This is a genomic window from Flavobacterium sp. Leaf359 (genome assembly GCF_001423985.1).
GTDB classification, from domain to species: domain Bacteria; phylum Bacteroidota; class Bacteroidia; order Flavobacteriales; family Flavobacteriaceae; genus Flavobacterium; species Flavobacterium lindanitolerans.
The window spans coordinates 54,370-75,141 of the sequence record NZ_LMPW01000001.1; the positions used below are offsets into that span (position 1 = coordinate 54,370).

General features: G+C 39.7%; 19 protein-coding genes and 1 pseudogene. 8 read left to right on the plus strand and 12 right to left on the minus strand.

Annotation, left to right across the window (positions count from 1 at the left end; translation table 11 throughout):
* Window positions 1-158 precede the first annotated feature (158 nt).
* Both ASG38_RS00185 and ASG38_RS00190 read left to right on the plus strand, forming a co-directional pair.
* Window positions 159-866: a hypothetical protein gene (locus ASG38_RS00185; RefSeq protein ID WP_056065424.1), complete on the plus strand. Its 708-nt coding sequence runs from the start codon at window positions 159-161 to the stop codon at window positions 864-866.
* 546 nt (window positions 867-1,412) lie between these two features.
* A complete protein-coding gene (locus ASG38_RS00190; RefSeq protein WP_082482110.1) occupies window positions 1,413-4,241 on the plus strand; it encodes a pitrilysin family protein in 2,829 nt (942 codons plus the stop codon).
* A gap of 67 nt (window positions 4,242-4,308) precedes the next feature.
* Here ASG38_RS00190 and ASG38_RS00195 read toward each other — a convergent pair whose 3' ends face one another.
* A complete protein-coding gene (locus ASG38_RS00195) occupies window positions 4,309-6,639 on the minus strand; it encodes a T9SS type A sorting domain-containing protein (protein ID WP_162239622.1) in 2,331 nt (776 codons plus the stop codon).
* A 240-nt stretch (window positions 6,640-6,879) separates the two neighbouring features.
* On the opposite strand from ASG38_RS00195, the gene ASG38_RS00200 reads away from it, so the two are divergent.
* Entirely contained in the window at window positions 6,880-7,308 is a 429-nt protein-coding gene (locus ASG38_RS00200) for a PepSY-like domain-containing protein (RefSeq protein ID WP_056065437.1), read from the plus strand.
* Between the two features lie 354 nt (window positions 7,309-7,662).
* Here the strand turns inward: ASG38_RS00200 and ASG38_RS00210 are convergent, their stop codons facing one another.
* Window positions 7,663-8,001, minus strand: a complete 339-nt coding sequence (locus ASG38_RS00210; protein ID WP_056065442.1) for a DUF6249 domain-containing protein — start codon at window positions 7,999-8,001, stop codon at window positions 7,663-7,665.
* 290 nt (window positions 8,002-8,291) lie between these two features.
* On the opposite strand from ASG38_RS00210, the gene ASG38_RS00215 reads away from it, so the two are divergent.
* The 3 genes from ASG38_RS00215 to ASG38_RS00225 all read left to right on the plus strand — a co-directional run bounded on the left by ASG38_RS00215 (window position 8,292) and on the right by ASG38_RS00225 (window position 9,650).
* The gene (locus ASG38_RS00215; protein ID WP_056065446.1) at window positions 8,292-8,882 is read left to right on the plus strand and encodes an RNA polymerase sigma factor; all 591 of its coding nucleotides are present in this window, start codon (window positions 8,292-8,294) and stop codon (window positions 8,880-8,882) included.
* On the plus strand, window positions 8,863-9,261 hold the full coding sequence (locus ASG38_RS00220) for a hypothetical protein (protein WP_056065449.1): 399 nt from the start codon (window positions 8,863-8,865) through the stop codon (window positions 9,259-9,261). Before ASG38_RS00215 ends, ASG38_RS00220 begins: the two co-directional genes overlap by 20 nt.
* Window positions 9,262-9,434: 173 nt before the next feature.
* Window positions 9,435-9,650, plus strand: coding sequence for a hypothetical protein (locus ASG38_RS00225; protein ID WP_056065451.1), 216 nt, complete (start codon window positions 9,435-9,437; stop codon window positions 9,648-9,650).
* A 5-nt stretch (window positions 9,651-9,655) separates the two neighbouring features.
* Here ASG38_RS00225 and ASG38_RS00230 read toward each other — a convergent pair whose 3' ends face one another.
* The gene (locus tag ASG38_RS00230) at window positions 9,656-11,488 is read right to left on the minus strand and encodes a M1 family aminopeptidase (RefSeq protein ID WP_056065454.1); all 1,833 of its coding nucleotides are present in this window, start codon (window positions 11,486-11,488) and stop codon (window positions 9,656-9,658) included.
* Between the two features lie 335 nt (window positions 11,489-11,823).
* On the opposite strand from ASG38_RS00230, the gene ASG38_RS00235 reads away from it, so the two are divergent.
* Complete coding sequence (locus ASG38_RS00235) at window positions 11,824-13,143, plus strand: serine hydrolase (RefSeq protein ID WP_056065457.1); 1,320 nt, start codon at window positions 11,824-11,826, stop codon at window positions 13,141-13,143.
* A gap of 301 nt (window positions 13,144-13,444) precedes the next feature.
* On the opposite strand, the gene ASG38_RS00240 is transcribed toward ASG38_RS00235, so the two are convergent.
* The 8 genes from ASG38_RS00240 to ASG38_RS00275 form a co-directional block, all read right to left on the minus strand.
* Complete coding sequence (locus tag ASG38_RS00240; protein WP_056065460.1) at window positions 13,445-14,215, minus strand: T9SS type A sorting domain-containing protein; 771 nt, start codon at window positions 14,213-14,215, stop codon at window positions 13,445-13,447.
* Between the two features lie 6 nt (window positions 14,216-14,221).
* Window positions 14,222-14,746 (minus strand): ankyrin repeat domain-containing protein, encoded by a 525-nt coding sequence (locus ASG38_RS00245; RefSeq protein WP_056065463.1) that lies wholly within the window; start codon window positions 14,744-14,746, stop codon window positions 14,222-14,224.
* 2 nt (window positions 14,747-14,748) lie between these two features.
* A complete protein-coding gene (locus ASG38_RS00250; RefSeq protein WP_056065466.1) occupies window positions 14,749-15,306 on the minus strand; it encodes a YceI family protein in 558 nt (185 codons plus the stop codon).
* Between the two features lie 10 nt (window positions 15,307-15,316).
* Complete coding sequence (locus ASG38_RS00255; RefSeq protein WP_056065469.1) at window positions 15,317-15,670, minus strand: hypothetical protein; 354 nt, start codon at window positions 15,668-15,670, stop codon at window positions 15,317-15,319.
* A 10-nt stretch (window positions 15,671-15,680) separates the two neighbouring features.
* Entirely contained in the window at window positions 15,681-16,529 is an 849-nt protein-coding gene (locus ASG38_RS00260) for a DUF5777 family beta-barrel protein (protein ID WP_056066691.1), read from the minus strand.
* Between the two features lie 8 nt (window positions 16,530-16,537).
* Window positions 16,538-16,930, minus strand: a complete 393-nt coding sequence (locus ASG38_RS00265) for a hypothetical protein (protein ID WP_143395037.1) — start codon at window positions 16,928-16,930, stop codon at window positions 16,538-16,540.
* Between the two features lie 201 nt (window positions 16,931-17,131).
* On the minus strand, window positions 17,132-18,682 hold the full coding sequence (locus ASG38_RS00270; RefSeq protein ID WP_056065474.1) for a tetratricopeptide repeat protein: 1,551 nt from the start codon (window positions 18,680-18,682) through the stop codon (window positions 17,132-17,134).
* Between the two features lie 244 nt (window positions 18,683-18,926).
* Window positions 18,927-19,859: an AraC family transcriptional regulator gene (locus ASG38_RS00275; protein ID WP_082482111.1), complete on the minus strand. Its 933-nt coding sequence runs from the start codon at window positions 19,857-19,859 to the stop codon at window positions 18,927-18,929.
* Window positions 19,860-20,017: 158 nt separating this feature from the next.
* Between ASG38_RS00275 and ASG38_RS00280 the strand changes: the two genes are divergently transcribed.
* Window positions 20,018-20,422: a DoxX family protein gene (locus ASG38_RS00280; protein WP_082482112.1), complete on the plus strand. Its 405-nt coding sequence runs from the start codon at window positions 20,018-20,020 to the stop codon at window positions 20,420-20,422.
* Between the two features lie 114 nt (window positions 20,423-20,536).
* On the opposite strand, the pseudogene ASG38_RS18170 reads toward ASG38_RS00280, so the two are convergent.
* Window positions 20,537-20,632: pseudogene (locus ASG38_RS18170) on the minus strand (Crp/Fnr family transcriptional regulator); the annotation flags it as partial.
* Window positions 20,633-20,772 lie beyond the last annotated feature (140 nt).

Genomic DNA, 20,772 nt, shown 5'->3' on the forward strand with positions numbered 1-20,772 from the left:
AGGTAAATATGGTTATGCTTTTGTGGAAAATTATCAAGAACGTGATGCGTATTGGTTTCAAATAAAAATGGGAGCAGGTTCTTTTTTTGAGGGTTATAGTAGATATATTGATTATCGAAATTTAACACCAAAAATAACTTATAAAAAATAACAATAATATGAAAAAGGGTTTTATTGCTTTTTGTGTTTTAATCATAATTTCCTGTTCTTCTAAAAATGAAAAAAGGGATGACCTAGAGTTGGAAGTTTTAAATGATACCTTGGTTGCCTTTCCATACGACCAATCTAAAGATACGGTTAATGTCATAAACTATTCTATTAAGAACAATTCAGATCGGACTTACTATTTTAAACAAGGTTTTGGCGGAGATTTATTATTAAAAAAAGTTTATAAAAATGGAATTTATATAATTTTAAATGAAGTAGGAAGCAATAAGGAAGTAAGCTATACAGAAAAATTGCCCTTTGAACATTACAACCGATCTGTTTGTGATTCGTGTTGTAATATTATACAATCAAAAAGATTAATTAAAGATACTGAAAGATTGAAAGAAGATGGTAAATTAAGCTATTATGGAACAAAAGATAAAAGGCATTTTTTTTTGATACATCCAAAAGAAAAATTATTTTTTAAGCAATATGTCAATTTAACAGATTCCATGAGGTATGAAGATACTAGGATGAACTACGCGCATCTAAAAAGGAATATGGAATATTATTCTAAATTTTTTATACCAGGTGATTCAGTTAAATATAAAGAAGATTTGCCGGAAGATATTCTACAAACGATAAAAGCCAATAATGTAAAAGTCTATCATGGTATTTTAGAAAGCAAAAATACAGTACCCATGAAGGTTATTGAATAAAGCTAAATAAAGATTTTTCCAAAACAAAAGTTTCTACCTAGTTGCTATTATGGATACAAAACTGACATGATGGCACCAAATAAACAATATTATGTTTATATGAAATATTCTATCATTAACGAATATTTTAAAAATACCTTGCCTAAGACTGTCAAAGATTCCATAGAGCAAATGGGATATGAATTATATGATAAGCAAATTATTTCGAATAGGGTTCCTTTAATTCTAAAAAAATGAGGTAAACTAAAAACAGCTCAATTATGTCTTTGCGGCTCTGTGCCTTTGCGAGAAACTATCTTCACGCTGAAACGCAGAGCCGTAATTTTTTAAAGCTCCTAAATAAACTAAATATTTTTTTATAACCAATAAATTTTCTCTTCCCAAAAATCCCCACAAACAAAAGACATAACAATTTTTTAAAATAATTTGATACAATACACATTATAAAATTTGTAACAAAAAATAATAATGTATGACAAATGTGTAATTGTAATAGCATAGAGGTATGTTATTGGTAAACTATTAAGCTTAAAACTATAACCGAAAATGACAAACAAATTATTTAAAATCATCTTATCGGCTGGTTTCTATGGGGCAGTTTGCCTCATGGCTGTAGAAAGCGCAACCGCGCAGAATCTTAGCGAGAAGCTGGTTACAGACCCCAAAACAACTACAGGGGTTTTGAAAAACGGAATGAAATATTACATCCGTCCCAACAGCAAGCCTGAGAAAAAGGTAGAACTTCGTCTGCTTGTAAATACAGGTTCTATTATGGAGGACGATGACCAACAGGGATTGGCTCACTTTACAGAGCACATGCTGTTTAACGGAACCAAAAACTTCCCAAAAAACAAACTGGTGGATAATCTGCAGTCAATGGGTGTACAATTTGGTGCCGACCTGAATGCAGAAACCGGATTTGATACAACGGTTTACATGCTGCCAATTCCTACAGACAATCCTAAAAATCTGGAAACGGCTTTCCAAATCCTGCAAGACTGGGCTCAGGGTGCTTTGATGACAGACAAGGATATTGACGAGGAAAGAAAGGTTGTACTTGAAGAAGCAAGAGCAAATCTGGGTGCGATTAGCAGACTAAGAAAAAAATTCCTTCCGCCGCTTTTGAATTCTAAATACAGCGAAAGACTTCCAATAGGGAAAGAAGAATTACTAAAAACGTTCAAGCCGGATGTGTTGAGAAGATTCTACAAAGACTGGTACCGTCCGGATTTGATGGCTGTAGTAGTAGTGGGAGATGTGACTACGGCACAAGGTGAAGCTTTGGTGAAAAAATATTTCAGCTCGCTTGTGAATCCAGGCAACCCAAGACAGCGTGTAGAACACGGTGCAGGTCCATATACTAAACAGGAAGTTATGTTCCTTACAGACCCTGAGCAGACTACAACAAGATTGTCGCTTAATTTCTCTCCAAGAAAAACAGAAGCAGACAAAACTGTAGGCGATTACAGAAATACATTGGTTGAACAATTAGCCTTTAGCGCTATCAACCGTCGTTACCGTGACCTTGCTTCAGAAGCAACACCTCCATTTTTAGCTGCACAGACAAGCAATTCAACCTACATCAGAAACTATCAGGCATTAAGCTTAACGGTAATACCGGTGGCTGATTTGACTACGGCTCTTAATGCTGCGGTAAAAGAATTGCTTAGCATTGAAGAATACGGTTTTACGAAAGATGAGTTGGAATTGGTTAAAAAGAGTTTGCTAAGCTATGCTGAAAAACAGTATAACGAACGCAATACGACTAATTCAGCAGCCTATTTAGGCGAATATGAAGAAAACTTTTTCATAGGTCAGGCGGCTCCTGGTATCGAAAAAGAACTGGAACTATACAAAACCCTGCTTCCGGGCATTACGCCTGAAGAAGTAACAGCTGCATTCAAAAAACTGTTTTCAAAAGAAGACAAGGAGAAATTTTTTGCTTATGTGCTAAGTTCTGAAACAAAAGATGCGCTTATAAACAATGACGCTACTTTATTGGCAGCTATACAAAAATCGTTTACCCAAAAAGCAGAGAAAAAAGCAGAAGTTGCCATAAGCACTACTCTTTTGGATAAAATGCCTGCAAAAGGGAAAATTACTAAAGTGGAAAAAGACGCCAAATTAGAAGCGACTACCTACACTTTGAGTAACGGAGTTAAAGTTACCGTAAAACCAACTACATTCAAGAGCGATGAAATCCTTTTCACAGGTGTTAAAAAAGGAGGTACAAATGCGTATGGAGTTGAAGATAAGGCAACAGTATCTATGCTGACTTCTGTAATTGAAACTATGGGTTATGGCAAGTTCACGCCAACAGACCTGAACAAATCATTGACAGGAAAGAATATTTCTGTAAGGCAATCTATGGGTGAAACTACCAATGAAATAGGAGGAAGGTCTGATATCAAGAATATCGAAAGTCTTTTACAATTGAACTATCTGGAACTGACAGAGCCTCGTCTTGACCCAAGTCTGTTTAACGGATATGTTAGCAAGATGCAGATGCAGCTTAAGTTTATCAAATCCAATCCACAGGCAGCTTTTGTGGATACGCTTGTAAATGTAATGTACAACAACAATCCGCTTCGACCAATGGTAATTCCAACAGAGGCGCAAATCAAGTCCATAAACCCGCAACGTGCTGTTGAAATCTACAAGAATGAATTTGGAAAAGCAGACGGTTACCACTTCTTCTTCGTAGGAAATATAGATGAAAATACATTAAAACCTTTATTGGAGCAGTATTTGGCTTCCCTGCCAACAAGCGGAAAAGAGCCTAAATTTGTGGATAATGGCCTGAGATTAAAACCAGGAAACAACAAATTCATGTTCAATAAAGGAACAGAACCTCAGAGTCTTGTGGTGGCGCAATATTTTGGAGAAATGCCATATAGTGAAGACATGGCGCTGAAAGCCAACATGATTGGAGACATTCTTACTATTCGCGTTATCGAAAAGCTTCGTGAAGAAATGGGTTCAATCTACAGCGGTGGTTTCCAGGGTTCGATGGACAAAGAGCCTTATTCCAACTATAGCATCCAGACACAATTGCCAACCGGACCGGAAAGTGTTGAACCAATCCTGAAACAGACAGAAGCAGAAATTGCCAAGCTTAAAAAGGATGGTCCGGAACAGAAAGATTTAGAAAAAGTAAAAATTGCTATTATCGAAAGAAGAAGAGAAGAAATCAAAACAAACCAGTATTGGATTGGCAAATTGCAACAGCTTCAATTCTCAGGAGATAGCGTTGAGCGATTCCTGAATTTTGAAAAAGAACTTAATAAGATTACAGTTCAGGATATGAAGGCGGCAGCCAACAAATTCTTTGACGGAAAGAACAGCTTCATAGGAGTTCTTAATCCTGAAAAATAATCCTGATACATTCCTAAATACAGAAAGCCGCCCCGTTGGGCGGCTTTTTTATGTTTTTTCGGGATTGTTATTGCTTGATTACCTTGAATGTCCTGACTTCTTCGCCGGCATAGGCCTTTACCAGATAAGTACCACTGTGCAAGGCAGACATATCAACCTCGCTTTCGGTTGCATTGATGTTTTTAGAAAGCACCTGCTGACCTAAAATATTAAATGCTTTGATAGCTGTCATTTCTTCTTTATACGAAAGATTCAGTATGTTTTTTACAGGATTAGGATATGCCCTAAAGCTGCTATCGTCAAAAGGTTTCGTTCCCAACGATTCTTCCGTAATATTCAGCGTATAGGCAAAACTCTGGGGTGCCGGTTGTGTTGACAGTAAGATATAATAGGTAGTTCCCGCTGTCACGGCAAGTTCATTAATTTCCCTGTCACCAATTTCAAAATCCCCGTTGGCACAGGCTATGGCCCCGGTACCAATAGCATTACAATCCGTATAAACTAAAATAGCCGTCCAGCCCGGAGCGCCAGGAATCCGGATATTGATGGTCTGATTCGCAGCAGGCGTATAGGCATAAACGGTTTCATCGCCACCCAGATAATGGTTGTTGGTTCCTTCGCAGCCCGATTCTCCTCCTTGTGGAAAATCATAATCATCGCCATAATTGATAGTATTATCAGTAGTGGTATAAGGCAATCCCGAAACTACAATTGGTTTTTCACAAATGGCGCCTGTAGGAGGAATGCTCAGGCAAACATTAAATGTGGTAGTAGCACCGGTATCAGGCGATTCGCTAAACACCCTTACATAATAGGTATTGCCAATCGTGAGGCCGAAAACGGTATTGGCATAAGAAGTGCTGATTTTCATACTTGTCAGGTTGCCGCAATTGCCTTGCAAAATTTCTACTACCAAATCTCTTGGCATGCCGCTTACGTTGCGTAAAGTAACACGATGCGCTGTTTGTGTAGCAGTAAACTTAAACCACACATCATCGTTTGGTGTTCCAATTTCAGGATTTCCTTCATTGGAATCTGTAGCCGAAACAAGACTTCCGGCCGTAACAGCCGTACAGGTAGCAGTTGGATTAACAGTAAGCGTATAGGCACCGGAACAGTTGTCATTGGCAGGAGGTGGCGGTGGAGTAGTAATACAGATGTCAAAATCAGTTTGGGTGTTGGCATCAGATGCATACGTAAATACGCGGATATAGTAAGTATTGCCTATAGTCAGCGCACGCGGAGTACTCGAAGTAGGGTTGAGGTCAGGGTCACTGAGGTGCACGCTAATCAGTCCGCCGCCACAGGTACCTTCCAGGACTTCATGCACGATTATTTCCGAGCCGTTTCCGGTAATATTCGTCAATTCGATGCGGTGCGAAGTTGCCGTGGCAACAAACGTATACCACACATCATCATCAGGACGACCTGAACCCACATGAGGTTCGTCAGAATCTGTAGCCGATTCAAGTGTGCCGGCTGTTTTTACCGTACAAACGGCCGTCGGGTTGACCGTCAGGGCAATCGCTGCCGTACAATTGTCATTGACAGGACTGGTCGTAAACGAAACGGTTCGCCACGGACTTTGTGAGGCCGTGCAGACGCTCCTAACATGGAAAAAATGCTTGGTGCTTGGCGGTAAAGACAAATTGGAAGGCAAAAAAATATTCGACAACGTAGGCGTTCCCGCACCTGTCGGGTCGGCACTTGTCGTATTCAAAACATATTCATAGCCTGCAATGCCCGGAACATTGTCCCACGTTATCGGGCTGGAACCTACTCCGGTAGCGGTAAGCCGGGTTGGAGCCGCACACGACCACGAACGTAATGTTGGCGAGTCAAAGCAAAAACCATAGTTCCAGGCAGCTCCGGCCGGGTCATCATCATAAAACAACCGATAACGGAATCCTGTGAGCTGTGCCGTTGTAAAACCCGAAATGTTCAGCATTTCCGAAATATAAAGGGTTTTAGGAAGCGAACAAAAATTGCTGACAGCAAAAGACGTATTTGCATTGCCGGGAATATTTTCGCCCCACGGAATCCAGGCAGAAACGGCAGCATCCCAATATTCCAGTCGTAAGGCATCATTGGCTTTATAACGATAGCCATAGGGCATTGTAAGCTCCAATAAGGTTTCGCCGTTTGCAAAAGCAGCACTCAGATTAATTACAGGCGATTCGGCCGCAATATTGTCCTCATGCGGATTACCGGAAAAACGGTCATTATAACCAAAGCTCGATGCAGTTCTGGGGTCAGATTCAAAAGCTTCGGAATCCTCATTGTAATTCCCGGTAATTGTCCAGGCCGGATTGGGCCAGTTGGCCGATTGGTTTAACGTTTGCGAATACGAGTTCGCTTGCCAGCCCATCAGGGTCAGCAGTAAGTAACATTTTTTCATAGCAATTGTTTTTTTTGACCCAAAATTAGGATTCCTGAAGGCAAAAAGGTTCATCTTTATAAAGGTGAACCTGCTTTGAGATTGAAAAGCTGTATTTTAACTAATTGATATTTAGGTAATTGTGTTTTTGATGATCTTGTTTTGTAAATTCCTAACAAAAAACTAAACCTTTCTTAAAAAAATAGGAAAGCCATTGAAGTTATGTTAACTTAGTAAGAACACAACCTAAAAAAATGAATTATGAAAACAAAAATTGCTTTAGCCGTACTATTGCTTGGATTGGCAATACCGGCATTGGCCCAAAAGAAAATAGCCACAAATGAATTGCCAAAACCGGCACAGGAATTTCTTAAGGAACATTTTAGTCATACAGGCATTGAAAAAGCCAAAAAAGATGCAGAACATGGTGAAAAAGGCTATGAAGTCAAGTTGCAGGACGGTACAGAAGTAGAATTCTGGAAAGACGGTTCCTATCGTGAAGTCGATGGAGGCAAAAATCCGATACCCACAGCCTTTATTCCTGCATCAATCAGGGATTATGTAGCAGCGAATTATCCAAACGAAAAAATCACCCATATTGATTATGGCCATAAAGATGTAGATGTAGACCTGACCAATGGCATTGATTTGGAATTTACAAAAGATGGAAAATTCCTGAAAAAGGATTAATTGCCTATTGAAGAAAATAAAAAAACGCAGGAATATCCTGCGTTTTTTTATTTTCAAAAACTTTCCAGCTTTCCAGCTTTCCAGCTTTCCAACTTTCCAACTTTCGACTTTTTGACTTTTTTTCTCTACTTTATGGAAATCCGTAATAAAACTAAAATAGTTATTAGTAGGTTTGGATAATTGTATACGATATTTCTTTAGTTATAAAAATAAGATGGTTTTCGCTGAATGAAACTATTTCTTTCAGAGTTGAAAATTGCAAAAGAAAAACCTTTTAGTTAACCAACCAGCCAATCAATCAACCAAAAAAACGCAGGATATTCCTGCGTTTTTTAATATAATCAAACCTAAAAATTATTTTTCCAATTTTTTGGAAAGTGTAAAACCTGTGAACAGGCTTATTCCGGCCATGATAAACACTATAGCTGTATTGGCAGCCTCGCTGTCAAGCAAAGTGTATGCATGTAGAATAGAAATAATAAGAAGCCCGATTCCTATGCCTATAAGTAACAGTGAAAGATTCAGAAGTAGCAATTTCCAAACCGGTACATTTTGCGGACTGCTCTTAAAAAGGCTGGCATCAGCGCCCTTTTCTATCAGAGCAAGACGTTCGCGGTTGCGGGTACTCAAATAGATATAGAAAACTCCAAAAATTGTAGCAAATAAGCAAACAGGTATAATAATTCGTTCCATGATTGATGATTTTTAAATGTTATTGATTGTATCTGTACCTTATGACGACAGCTTTCGGATTTAGGTTACAACTTTTTGAAAAAAAATATTATTATGCCCAATTATACTTACCTAAACTTTCTACCTTAGCACCTTAGCACCTTAGCACCTTAGCACCTTAGTACCTTAGTACCTTAGTACCTTAGTACCTTAGTACCTTAGCACCAAACTTCACAACAAATTTTCCACTAACCAATAAAAATTTTATTTTAGCTGTAACCCATCAGCAGTTTGTATCGTCTTACATCCATATGGCACTACCTAACGACCAGTTTTATATTGACCGGATTATGAAAGGCGACACCCAGGCATTTACGCATTTGGTGGAACGCTATAAAACCCTGGTATATACCTTAGCCCTACGGATGATTAAAAATACCGAAGAGGCTGAAGAAGCAGCGCAGGACACTTTTGTAAAAGTATTCCGGTCAATGGAAAAATTTAAAGGGGAATCAAAATTTTCAACATGGATTTATAGGGTAGCCTATAATACCTGTCTGGATAGGATTAAGAAACATAAAACGGTACCTTTAACAGTTGATATAGATAATTATGGCTCACGCCAACTGGCAGCAGCAGAAAATGTACTGGATGCCATGGACGGGGAAGAACGCCACCGTGCTATACAGGAGTGTTTGCAGCAATTACCGGGCGAAGATGCCTTTTTGCTGACCCTGTATTATTTTGAAGAACAATCGCTTGAAGAAATAGCCAAGATAATAGGCATTAAAGCGAATAATGTAAAAATAAAACTCTTCCGTTGCAGGAAGAAGCTAGGCGAAATAGTAAGAGCCAGACTCGAACCTGAAATTATTAGCGAATATGAAAGAGAACGAAAATAACGAATTGGAAAAACTGGCAGACAAGGCAATGAAAAGCCTGCCGCTGGAAACGCCATCCTTTGATTTTACATCCCGTGTGATGGCACAGGTTGCTATGGCTCCGGAAAAGACCATTCCAGCCTATAAGCCCTTACTGCCAAAAACTTTTTGGATTGTATTGATTACCATTATTATTGGATTGTTTGGTTATGCTTATTTCACAGATGGCTCACAGCAACAAATATTCAATATTGATTTTGACATGGCCTACGCTAACAAACTCCAAAACATGGCAAACCAGTTGGATTCTTCTAAAACAACTATGTATGCAGCAGTAGCCTTACTATTAGCAATGTTGGTACAAATTCCTTTAATTAGAAATCATTTTCAAGGGAAATAAGTTGATAAGGTAAAAAGTTTCTAAGGAGAAAAGGCACTAAGGTTTAAACAGCTCTTGACCCAGGCCCTTTTTTTTCTTAATGACTCATCATTTTAATATTTTAACAAACAAAAATATTTATAATAAATAAAATTATTTATTTTTACTGTCTTGTCCTCCAATAAAACAGTAAAATGAAATCATCTCTATTGGTATTGTTAAGCATCCTGTTTATTCAGGCATCAACCTCAAAAAGGAAAGAAGTATACATCTGCAACAGCCCGAACGGAAAACGATTTCACTATACGGAAAGCTGTGAAGGTTTGCAGAACTGCACCTACAAAATAGAGAAGATAACCCTCAGGGAAGCCCGAAAAGCAGGGAAGACGCGCTGCGGTTATGAACGATAAGACAGCTATTCCAGAATTTTGATTAGCAGTTTGCCGCTTGGGTCTAATTTTATCGCTTTAGCACCGGCAAACTTAGCACCGGAAAGCTTGAAACGATGCTGCTTATCCTTGATAGGGAAAGAACTCAACGTTTTTGTACCATCGCCCAAAGTAAATTCTACTTCCAGTAAAAAAGGCAATACATCACCTTCCTGGCTAATCACAAGGGCATTATCTTTCAAAACAGCACGCACATGAGGAACCTGCTTGCTTTTAAGCCACGGCTCTAAAAAAGGCTGTACTTTTTTACCGGTCGTTTTAGTAAGCTTATCCATAAAAAACGGTATCGTCATAGGCTCTCCGGATTGCATAAAAGCTTTCAGTCCATTTTCAAAATCCTCTTTCCCCAGCAATTGTTCAAGCATATAAAACACCCAAACACCTTTGTAATAGGAAACACCATCATTGGAAACATCGTCCCATAAAGAAACTTTGGTATCAAAACCTTCCGAGAAATAAATATTCTTATAGCTTGTAAGGTAGTCTTTAAAAATAGCTTCTCCATATTGCTTTTCAAGAAAATAACGTTCTGCATAAGACGCCCAACCTTCCGAAAGGAAATTGGTAGCAGGACCAATAGGCGTGGTCCATGCATGGGCTACCTCATGAGCAAACGGAGCGCGGGGTGAGGGTTTGTCTCTTAAAAAATCACTACCCTGTTTGGCAGCTACAATCATATCATTGCTTCGGTTAAGCCAGCCATTTGAGGCATTCGAGCGGTCCTGTACAATGGCAAGATATTGTCCTCTCGGACTTCCGAATTTTTCAGCCAGCAAATCATAGGCTTCCAGGAAATTCTTATGGAGTATATCCGGATTGGGTTTGAAATCCGCATCACAGAAAACTTCCAACTGGTAATCATTCTTTTTATAACGATATGTTTTCCATTTCTTGTCATAGTATAGCCCCAATGCAAATGTTGGACCGGCAGACTGCGCCTTAACAATTCTCTGGTTTTCTGAAACGGTTTCTTCCTGTGGCAGGCTGGTAGCCAGTTGGTATGCTGATGGGATGGTTACACGAACCGAAAAATTAGCGCGGTCGTTTGGACTTGAAAAACTAAAAAACGGATGCCAGAAAAACTGGTTTCTCACATGTCCGTAAGTATCATCAAAATAACCGGAATTTTTATCCTTCTCAGACTTGTCAACCACAAGCGTATAGGAAAGTGCCAACTGCTGCTCGGCATTGGTTTTGGTACGCACCCAAAGAATACCACCGTTAAATACATAATCGGCATCCTTACCATCCACCTGTAACGCTGTTATTTTAGCTTTATGGTTCAACACTACCGTAAATCCGTAAGATTCCTGAGTCAGGATTTTCATGCTGTCGCTCACAGTCAAACTGCTGCTGCCAGGGTCAATAGTAGCGTTTATGATATGTCCCATCAGGAGATTCTTGCGGTCAATTGGCAGTTTTTCTGCAATGGTCCATTTTCCGCCACTGTATTTAAAACGGTATATGCCGGAGTAGTGTCCTGAGTAAAGGGTTTCGTTTCCTGAATTGCCAAAAAGTAAAGTACCCGTTAGCAATACCAATGCACTTTTCTTATCGCTTTCAAGTATTTTTGACGGACCTGCCTTGCGTACAATTTTCGTTTTGCTTTTGTCAAGGCTAAGCAGCAATTCCTGCTGTTCCGGTAATGGAAAATTGGTTTTGATATCCTCTTCTGTTCCGGATTCAAAAGCCTTCTCACAACGGAGTATGGCAAAATCAAGGTCGGTTACGGGAACCTGAGCAAACAAAGAACTGTTGGAAATCAACAAAAATAAAAAGGCCAATCGGAATACTTTCATGGGTCGTAGGTATTATGATAGTTGCATCTAAAAGATACATCGTTATTTAATCTGGCGGGGGAAGTGGCATAACACAACATGCCTAAGACAAAAATGCAAATTTTATCTTATATTTCTAAAAGAAAACAACTAAAAAATAACAGTTTTTTTCGAAATACAATTTACATTAAGATAAAGAAGCAGATGGGAAGGTGTATTTTTTATACAGAAAATCCTTAAAAATATTCGACCGTTTTAGAATATATATTGTAACTTTAGGTTGAATTACAGTGATTTATAAACGTCTTCACTGTAATTTTTCCTTTAGCTTAATCAACCAACCTAAATCTTTACCGATGAAACAGCTTTATTTTTATTCCCGATTATTTTTTTGTTCCTGCCTGCTGTATGGTACTTCCTCCAAAGCACAGGAAAAAACCGTTTACCCGACTGCTGCAGAAAGTGACCCTGTAAAAATGGGATGGATGGTTGGTTCGCCGCCGCCGGAAAATCGCATACTGCGTTTTGAAGATGGCAGTTTCTTTGAATTTCCGGGCTTGCGGTGGAGTGTGGCACATATGCGACAATTTATGCCTACAACTAATGTTTCCCGTGGTTTAGGGCCTTCAAATCCGCTACAGGAAGCACTTCGCGAAGATATTGGAGGCGTCACTTTTATTCCATTGGGAGAAAAAGAACCGATGACCTGGGAAGAGAGCCTGCAAAAGACCTATGCAGATGGGGTTATCATATTGCATCACGGAAAAATAGTATACGAAAAATATTTTGGAGCCCTGACACCTGAAGGACAGCATGCCGCTATGTCTGTAACAAAATCGTTTACGGGGACTCTGGGCATACTGCTCGCAAAAGAAGGAATTATTGATGAAAGGAAAAAAGTGACCGACTATATTCCGGAACTTAAAAAATCAGCGTTTGGAGATGCCACGGTTCGGCAGGTTATGGATATGACAACTGCCCTACAGTTTAGTGAAGATTATGCAGACCCGAATGCGGAGATATGGCAGTTTTCGGCTGCGGGAAATCCGCTGCCCAAACCAAAGGATTATAAAGGACCAAAAAGCTATTATGAATACCTGCCATTGGTTAAGAAAAAAGGTACGCATGGCAAGGCTTTTGGCTATAAGACGGTAAATTCTGATGTACTGGGCTGGATTATTGCCCGCGCCACAAAGAAAGATGTGGCAACGGTATTGTCTGAAAGGATATGGAAACGACTGGGTGTTGAGCAGGACGCCTACCTGTCTGTTGATGCTACAGGAACGCCTTTTGCCGGTGGAGGCTTTAATCTGGGATTAAGAGATATGGCGCGTTTTGGCCAACTCATTCTGGATAACGGTTTTGCAAACGGATATCAGATTATCCCGAAAGTAGCCATTGAAGATATCAAAAAGGGAGGCAACAAAAATGCCTTTGCCAAAGCGGGTTATCCGCTACTGAAAGGATGGAGCTACAAAAATATGTGGTGGATTACGCATAACGAACATGGTGCGTTCTGCGCCCGGGGTGTACATGGCCAGGTGATTTATGTTGACCCAAAGGCAGATATGGTTATTGTGCGTTTTGCTTCTCATCCGGTTGCCGCAAATAGCGCCAATGATGCTTATTCTATTCCGGCTTATCATGCTGTTGCAAAGTTTTTGATGAAAAAATAAGGAAAGGTGGTAGTTGATAGTTGATAGTGGAAAGTGGAAAGTGGAAAGTGGAAAGTTGAAAGTTGAAAGTTGAAAGTTGAAAGTTGAAAGTTGAAAGTTGAAAGTGAGAAGGGTTAAGATTCCGGGAGCTAAGGAGAAAGTAAACTTCCTGGATTTGTGAGTCTTTAAACGTGGCCAAAATCCCAAATCATAAATCCAAACCCCAAATCAAAAATCAAAAATCTTAAATCTTAAATCTTAAATAAAAAAGAGCAGCCTTACGACTGCCCTTTCACCTAATGAAACCAAGCAAACAGCAATTTTACTTTTTCATAAGTTTTTCAATAGAAGTTTCATTATTAGTTGTTTCAATTTCTACAAAATACAATCCGGATTGCAATGAAGAGATGTCAAGCATTTCTTTGTGGTTGGAAAAGCGGGCTGCTAGTTTTCCGGTTGCATCATAAATCACAACAGACTTAATATCTTCATCTGTTCTTATTGAAAACTGACTGCTGGAAGGATTCGGATAAATAGCAAACTTTTTTGCAGCTTCTATATCGTCAACACCCAAAGCAGGAGCCAAAGGAACATCAATCTGGTAGCCTCTGTTGGCTCCGTGATATGCTAAAGAAAAACTGGCAGAGCTCATTCTTGAAAAAGCAAAATCAATAGAAGTATTAGCATATACAAAAGTATAATCGCTAGAACTGGCCGTGTCAAAAGCTCTCGTAGCTACTATAGTTCTGGTTCCGGAAGCAACCGTGTTTGACGTTACTGTCCAATTATTCGTGTCAGCAGTTGGTGGCGTACCAATACCATTATGTACAGCATCTATCAACGTGGTTCCGTTATAGTATACCACATCTTGTCCGGCTTCCATTCCTTGTCCGTTACTAAATGAACCGAATTGCAGCGCAAACCAGCGGTCTGATGGTCCGGTTAGCGTTAGGGTAGCAGTAGAGTTAGTGCTGTTCAGGTCCAGTTTTGCCGTCATTCCGGCAAGCAGGTTTACCGTTCCGGTGGTTTTTGTCTGGGCTTGCGCCACAAGCGCTAAAAGTCCAAGAGTTACTGTGAGTAGTGTTTTTTTCATATTTTCTTAGTTTTTAAATAGGTTAATGATTTCTTGATTTCTGGTATCTACGGCATATTCAAAAGGCGCCTTGCCCTGTTTGTCTTTTTGTGTCTTATCTGCCTTGTAACGCAGTAACAATTCAATAAGTTCCTTATTCTTGAATTGTATAGCATAAAGCAGCGGTGTCATTCCGGCTGCATCGGCAATATTCGGGTCGGCCTTTTTTTTCAGCAGGGCTTCTGCCAGTTTGATATTTCCTTTTACGGCAACCGCGGCCAGTGCTGTACCGCTGGAACTGCTGTAATTAATATTGTTTACGTTTTCGGTCAGGTATTCTGCCACGGTCAGGTTGCCCCTGTAACAGGCAAGAATCAATGGCGTAAATCCCATCGCATTGACTTTATTGATGGTATCCGGATTTTTGGCAGCCAATGCCTTTATTTCTTCAACAGTGCCATATCGGGCAGTATCGAAAACATCTTTTGGGCCCTTGTTTTGCGCAATGGCAGAAACAGTAACGAGAAACAGGAGTGCTAAAAGTTTTTTCATTTTTATTGCTTATTGAGTAAGAAATTATAATCTACAGTAACCTTATCGGCTACTTTTTTGCTGACAATTTTTGGAATTTCAATCCCAAAATCTTCCGGCTTTACGATAAAGTTGCCGGTTATTTTAAAACCCGTTCCGGATTTTGAGATTTTTGCCGTGCTTGATACCCTTTTGGTTTTTCCGTGTAGGGTAAGGTCGCCTGAAATGGTCACTGTCTTTTCTGTGGTAGTAATCTGTGAGGCATCAAATTCTTCTATTTTGCCTTTAAACGTTGCTTTAGGATATTTGTCAGATTCCACATAATTTTCATTAAAATGTTCCTCCATCAGGGCTACTTTAAAACGAAATCCTTTCATTAGTGTCAGTGCGGCAAAGTCTCCTGTAGAAGTTTCTAAAACGGCAGAGGTGCTTTTGCTTTCTGCCGCAACCTCTTCAAATGAAGGAACGGAAGCTTCAAATTTTACGTTTCCGTTTTTGGTGACATATTTCTGCGCCTTGGCAGAAAAGGTTCCTAACAGAAACAATAGCAGTATCGGTAATTTGTTTTTTAGTATTTTCATATTTTTCAGTTTAGTTTTCCGGTAGGCCGTCGGCTCTCCATTGCAGAATCAGGTTGATTTTATCTTGTGGCATTCTTCCGGTTTGCGGCATCTGTCCTGTTTCTCCGTTCTGTCTTTGTATCCTGTCCAGCAGGTTGGTATTCTGCACTGCATCCTTGACTTCCTGATAGGTTGTGAGCGGGCGGAAAGAGGAAACACCTCCGGGCGAATGGCATCGTATACAATTGGCGTCTACAATCGCTTTAACGGTATTCTGATAAGTGACCGGTCCGTCAACAGTAGTTGGTTTTTCCAAATCTTCATAAGTATTGGAATCACAAGCAAAAAACAGCGTCAGGGCCAATAATAAATATATCTTTTTCATGTCTGTTCAATTAAAAAACACGGTATAGATTAAATCCGAAGAAAAAATCGCCTTTGCCCCAATCTCCGGTAGCACTCGTTAAATAACCGCTTTCTGTCATCGATTGAGAATTGGTAAAAAGTAATTGGAAGATATGACCTCCGGTTTCTACATCAAGTCCAACAGAAAGCGGGTTTTTGTAAAAATCAGGCTTGTTAAAATTATAAGCATATTCCAGATTAACAGAGAGCCTTTTACTAATTTTCATCCTGCCGCCATAGCCCAAAGCAAATTGGTTATCGTTTTCTATTTCAGGATTGTACAGGTTTTTGTGTATGTATGACGGTACGAGTTCCAGAGAGAGCCTTTCCGATATTTTTCGGGACACAATCAGCTGGGTGATATAAGTCAGCCTGTCTGAAAATTCAATTTTGGGGTAATCGTCCTTTTTTAGCAGGCTGTTGATGTCCAGCGTATTATAACCCACAATTTCAAACGGAAACAGGTCACTTTGTCTGGCCAATCTATATTTTACGGATGTTTCATATACTTTTGAAAGCGTATGTCTTGAACCGCTAACGGCAAGCCAGTCTGTTAGTCCGTAAATACCGCCAATTTTGGTTGTGGCATCATCAAACCCGAAAAACTCAGAAATACCACCTTTTACGGTTCCAAACCGGTGTGATACGACAAAATAAAATTCTTTCTTAGCGGGCATTTTGGTCGATTGCAACGTAATGACCTGCAATCCTTTAAATGCGGCTGTGGCATAAGTATCCTGTACCTGGGTTGAATCCAGTTGCGACAGCAGGTCTTCCTGGGCACAGGCAGAACCGCCAAGCAATAACAAACAGGCCAAGGTTAAGATTATATTTCTCATGGATACTATTACTGTATTAGGATACATTGGTCTAGTTTTACTTCTTCCATCAGTTCATCAAAACCAATACATCTTCCTTTCAGGGTTATTTCCTTGCCGTGAATATCCGGAGCTAAGTTTTTGGCAAAACTGCAGGATATGCCGGAATCAAGGGTTAGTAATGAATCGGAAATCTGGGTCACTTTTCCGCTGATTTCAAGTGTTTTGTTCAGGTAGCTTGAATCCGATACGGACATATTTGCTTTGTAGTTACTGAGCAATTGCAAAGAAGAAAGCCGGAATGCCGGCTTTTCTTCCGCAATGTTACGGGCTTCTTTATACAGGACACCGTTATAGAGATAAGCTCCGCAGATAATCAGCAGGATTATACCTATAAACCATATACATTTTTTTCTATTCATGATTGGGCTATTTTTTGTTTTTTTAAGTTCCCGGAAGAAGATTTTTGGAAACACGGAATCTATTCCCGGGAGTTTCTTAAACAACTAAAAACTTTTATCCAAAATTAACGGATACGTTGCTAAGCCCCGAAAAAATCAGGTAGACAAAAGGTAGACAAGCCCTGGTATTATGGTAGAAAGTTAGTAGACAAGAGTCTTGTTTTAGACCGAAAGTATAAAGTTGGTAAGGTTTTCGTCTGCCGCAAGCTGTAATTTTTTACGCAGTCGGTAACGGGCAGTTTTGACACTGTCCGGAGAAATATTCAGTATGGAAGCCATTTCTTTGATGGAAAGATTCAGCTTGATAAGCGCACATATTTTCAAATCGTTGGCGCTGATTTCCGGATACAGTTGTTTGAGGCGGGTGTAGAAGTTTTTATTGATACTTTCAAAATAGAGGTTGAAATCATCCCAATTGTTGTTTTGCTCAAAATGGCGGTTGACCATCTTGATGAGTTGCTGTTCGGATTGAGGCTGCTGTTCTATAGCCGATTTGATATCGCTTAACAATTCGTTCTTTTGCAGCATTTGTAGGGTGATGGCGCTCAATTGGCTTTCTTTATGGTCCAGGTCGTTCTGGAAACGTATCTCTTCCAGTTCGCGCTGTTTTTCTTTGGCTTCCAGAAGAGCTTCTTTGGTTTTGAGCAGATTCCTGTCGCGCTTGTTTCTGCTTTTAAGGTATAAATATCCTGTTACTAATGCTGTCAGGAGTACAATAATGCAAATGGCCAACAAATAATTGGTAAGCCTTGCCACTTCTTTTTCCTTTGAAACCAGGGCAAGTTTTCTGTTTTTTTCAGCCACTTCAAATTGCATTTCAAGGCTCTTGACTATTTTTTCCCTTTCTAAGGAATGGAGTTGGTCTTTCAGGAAAATAAGGCGTTTTTGAAGCCTGGACATTTCGAAGTAATTTTTTTCCTTTTCGTTTAGCTCGATGAGTGCTTCGACGGTCATGATTTCAAAAAGCTTGTCGGAAAGTGCTTCCGATATCACATGTGCCTTTTGGAAATAAAACAAAGCTTCTGTTTTGTGTTTGTGATTCAGGTGCCATCTGCCAATGGCCAGAAGTGCTGAAGCCTGAGCCTGTTTATTTTCTGTGGTATTGGCTATCTCCAGTGCTTTTTGAAAGTAGTCCAGACCATTTTGGTCGTTGTGGCGTCCCATTTCGCTTTCGCCTATGTTGATATAGGCATTGGGCAAATAAGCCTGATTGTCTGATTTTTCAAAGTCTTTTAAGGCCAGCTTGTAAAAATAATAGGCTGAATCTTTGAGCTGTTGCTGTTCGTATAAAGAACCCAGACTGGAATAGGCAAGACCCAGAGTACCGCTTTTGTCTTCACGGCTTTCCAGAATGCTGATTACTTCACGGCTGATGGGTTTGGCCTGTGCATATTTTTTCTGTCGTGAATAAATGGTGCTGATAAGCTGCAGGCATTTGCTGCGGCCAATTTGTCCCACATCGGGATTGGTTTTTTCCAACCGGTTGTAAATATTGAGCGACTGGAAAGCGTAGTCAAGTCCTTTTTCATAGCTGGAACCAAAAGAGCAGATGCCGAGATAGAGCAGTGATTCTGCCATATCTGTTTCATTCCTGTCTTTTTTTGCTTTTTCATAGGATAGGAAAAAATACCGGAAAGCTTCGTCGTCATGGTCCTTTACAAGCGCATCCCAACCTTTCTGGATTAATGTATTTTGTGAAGAAGGCTGCGCCATGCCGTTTAAGCATAGCAAAAATAAAAGCAAAAATAGAAGCAGCCGGTTGTAGCGCATGGCAGTTTTTTGATAATAATAAGGATTTCAAAGATATAAATATTTAATCACTGTCAGGAAGTTTGTACCAAATGACAAAAGGGGCGAATTACTTTTATATAAAGTTGTAAAGTCGCAAAGTCGTAAAGTCGTAAAGTTGCAAAGTTGTAAAGTCACAAAGTTGTAAAGTTGTAAAGTTGCAAAGCCTCTACCGTCTGTTTTTTCTACGGTATTCTGTGGGTGAAAGCCCTATGTTTTTCTTAAAAGATTTTCCAAAGGAAGACTGGTCGCTAAACCGGAGTTCGTCTGCAATTTGGGCAATGGTCAGCATAGGGTCAGACAGCAGTATGCGGGCTTCCAAAAGGAGGGCTTCTTCTATCAGTTCTCCGGCTGTTTTTCCGGAAACTTCTTTTAGAATTTTGGTAAGATGTCCGCTTGTAACACACAGCGAATCGGCATAGAACTGCACGCTGCGCTGCTGTTTGAAATGGGTGTCAAGCAATTTGAGAAATTTTAAGGTAAGTTCTTCCTGACGGGACAGCTCCGGTTTTAGTCCGGAGTTTTCTTTTTTATAGCGTGAAGCCACTATATACATGAGCAGGCTAAAGGTATGGTGAAGCACTTCATCGCTATAGGGCTCATGGTTCTTTTCAATGTTTTCCTGCATAAGTAAACGGGCCAGAAAAATAAAATTCCGGCATTCCTCCTCACTAAAGGTAAGCTTAGGGATGGCTTTTGAAGCAAAGAACTCAAAGGCATCGATTTCATTTTTATTCCGGTTGGATTGGCGGGCAAAATCTAACGTAAAGCTAACGGCAATCAGTTCAAGATTCCCACCAATTTCAAGGATATGGTTGATGGTTCTTGGCGAAATAATAATCAGGTCATTTGGATTGGCAGTATGGGAGATAAGGTCCAGTTGGAGTTTCATCGTTCCGGAAAGGATGAGCATCACCGAAAAATTATCAGAGCGATACGGATAAGGAAACGGAATGGTTGTAATGGCACCTTTTCCCATATAAACATGGAGCCCTTCAGATTGCGGCACATCACCCAATATTTCCAGAATATCGCTGATTGAGAGCTTTCGGATGCCAGTTTTTTCCAAATCAATCGTCTTTAGTGTCGTAAAGTTAGTCATTTTATGTGAGAGTTCTTTTTTGCGGTCAACTCAGTATTAGACTGTTGTAGGAAAAGGCGGGTTTCAGACCAATTTCGGACGGAATGGCACGAAGTGTTATTGTTGACTTAGCCGTAAATTTAATACAGCTATTTACAGCTCATTAAATTTTAAATATCATGAAATATATCCCTTTAATTGGTAGGTTTCTTTTCAGCATCATCTTTATGTATTCTTCTGTTGCTAAATTTTCAGATACGTTTGTGTATGAGGCAGCCGCTAAAGGAATTCCGCTGTCGTATATACTGATTCCACTTGTTGGCGTACTGGAAATGGCGGCAGGACTTAGTATTTTATTTGGTTTTATGGCCAAATGGGGTGCCTGGCTGATTATTATCTTTTTGATTCCGGTTACTTTTATCATGCACGATTTCTGGACTGTCAGTGACCCTATGTTGCACCAGTTGGTTTTGATGACATTTATGAAAAATATGTCGATTATTGGAGCGGCACTTATGTTAGCCTATTTTGGTGCCGGCCCATACAGTATAGATGCATTGCGGGATGAGAAAAAAGAGGCTTAAACGGACTTTATAAATCAGAAATCAGATTGCAGATGGTAGAAATTAGAGATTAGATATAGAAATCTAAAATCAAAAATCCCAAATCAAAAATCAATCATGAGTAGTGTTTGGTAGTTACACTTTTGATTTCAGTCGGCTCAAGGTTTCCTGCGAAATATTGAGGTAAGAGGCAACCATTTTGTTGGGTAGCCGTTTTACTATTATCGGGTCGTGGATAGTTGATAGAGTATAGTGGATAGTTTTTAGTTGATTTGTGAAGGTTACACAATTTTTTTTTAAGAAAGATTATATAAATACCTTAAATCTGTGTAATCATTAAAATCTGTGGCTAAAATCAAAAATCCTAAATC

Excerpts from the sequence above, each read along its gene's own strand:
- ASG38_RS00280 (WP_082482112.1), top strand. The coding sequence starts at position 20,018 with ATGAAATATATCCCTTTAATTGGTAGGTTTCTTTTCAGCATCATCTTT.
- ASG38_RS00235 (WP_056065457.1), top strand. The coding sequence starts at position 11,824 with ATGAAACAGCTTTATTTTTATTCCCGATTATTTTTTTGTTCCTGCCTG.
- ASG38_RS00250 (WP_056065466.1), bottom strand. The coding sequence starts at position 15,306 with ATGAAAATACTAAAAAACAAATTACCGATACTGCTATTGTTTCTGTTA.
- ASG38_RS00195 (WP_162239622.1), bottom strand. The coding sequence starts at position 6,639 with ATGAAAAAATGTTACTTACTGCTGACCCTGATGGGCTGGCAAGCGAAC.
- ASG38_RS00200 (WP_056065437.1), top strand. The coding sequence starts at position 6,880 with ATGAAAACAAAAATTGCTTTAGCCGTACTATTGCTTGGATTGGCAATA.
- ASG38_RS00265 (WP_143395037.1), bottom strand. The coding sequence starts at position 16,930 with ATGAATAGAAAAAAATGTATATGGTTTATAGGTATAATCCTGCTGATT.
- ASG38_RS00245 (WP_056065463.1), bottom strand. The coding sequence starts at position 14,746 with ATGAAAAAACTTTTAGCACTCCTGTTTCTCGTTACTGTTTCTGCCATT.
- ASG38_RS00240 (WP_056065460.1), bottom strand. The coding sequence starts at position 14,215 with ATGAAAAAAACACTACTCACAGTAACTCTTGGACTTTTAGCGCTTGTG.
- ASG38_RS00260 (WP_056066691.1), bottom strand. The coding sequence starts at position 16,529 with ATGAGAAATATAATCTTAACCTTGGCCTGTTTGTTATTGCTTGGCGGT.
- ASG38_RS00230 (WP_056065454.1), bottom strand. The coding sequence starts at position 11,488 with ATGAAAGTATTCCGATTGGCCTTTTTATTTTTGTTGATTTCCAACAGT.
- ASG38_RS00185 (WP_056065424.1), top strand. The coding sequence starts at position 159 with ATGAAAAAGGGTTTTATTGCTTTTTGTGTTTTAATCATAATTTCCTGT.
- ASG38_RS00190 (WP_082482110.1), top strand. The coding sequence starts at position 1,413 with ATGACAAACAAATTATTTAAAATCATCTTATCGGCTGGTTTCTATGGG.
- ASG38_RS00220 (WP_056065449.1), top strand. The coding sequence starts at position 8,863 with ATGAAAGAGAACGAAAATAACGAATTGGAAAAACTGGCAGACAAGGCA.
- ASG38_RS00210 (WP_056065442.1), bottom strand. The coding sequence starts at position 8,001 with ATGGAACGAATTATTATACCTGTTTGCTTATTTGCTACAATTTTTGGA.
- ASG38_RS00255 (WP_056065469.1), bottom strand. The coding sequence starts at position 15,670 with ATGAAAAAGATATATTTATTATTGGCCCTGACGCTGTTTTTTGCTTGT.
- ASG38_RS00225 (WP_056065451.1), top strand. The coding sequence starts at position 9,435 with ATGAAATCATCTCTATTGGTATTGTTAAGCATCCTGTTTATTCAGGCA.
- ASG38_RS00275 (WP_082482111.1), bottom strand. The coding sequence starts at position 19,859 with ATGACTAACTTTACGACACTAAAGACGATTGATTTGGAAAAAACTGGC.
- ASG38_RS00215 (WP_056065446.1), top strand. The coding sequence starts at position 8,292 with ATGGCACTACCTAACGACCAGTTTTATATTGACCGGATTATGAAAGGC.
- ASG38_RS00270 (WP_056065474.1), bottom strand. The coding sequence starts at position 18,682 with ATGGCGCAGCCTTCTTCACAAAATACATTAATCCAGAAAGGTTGGGAT.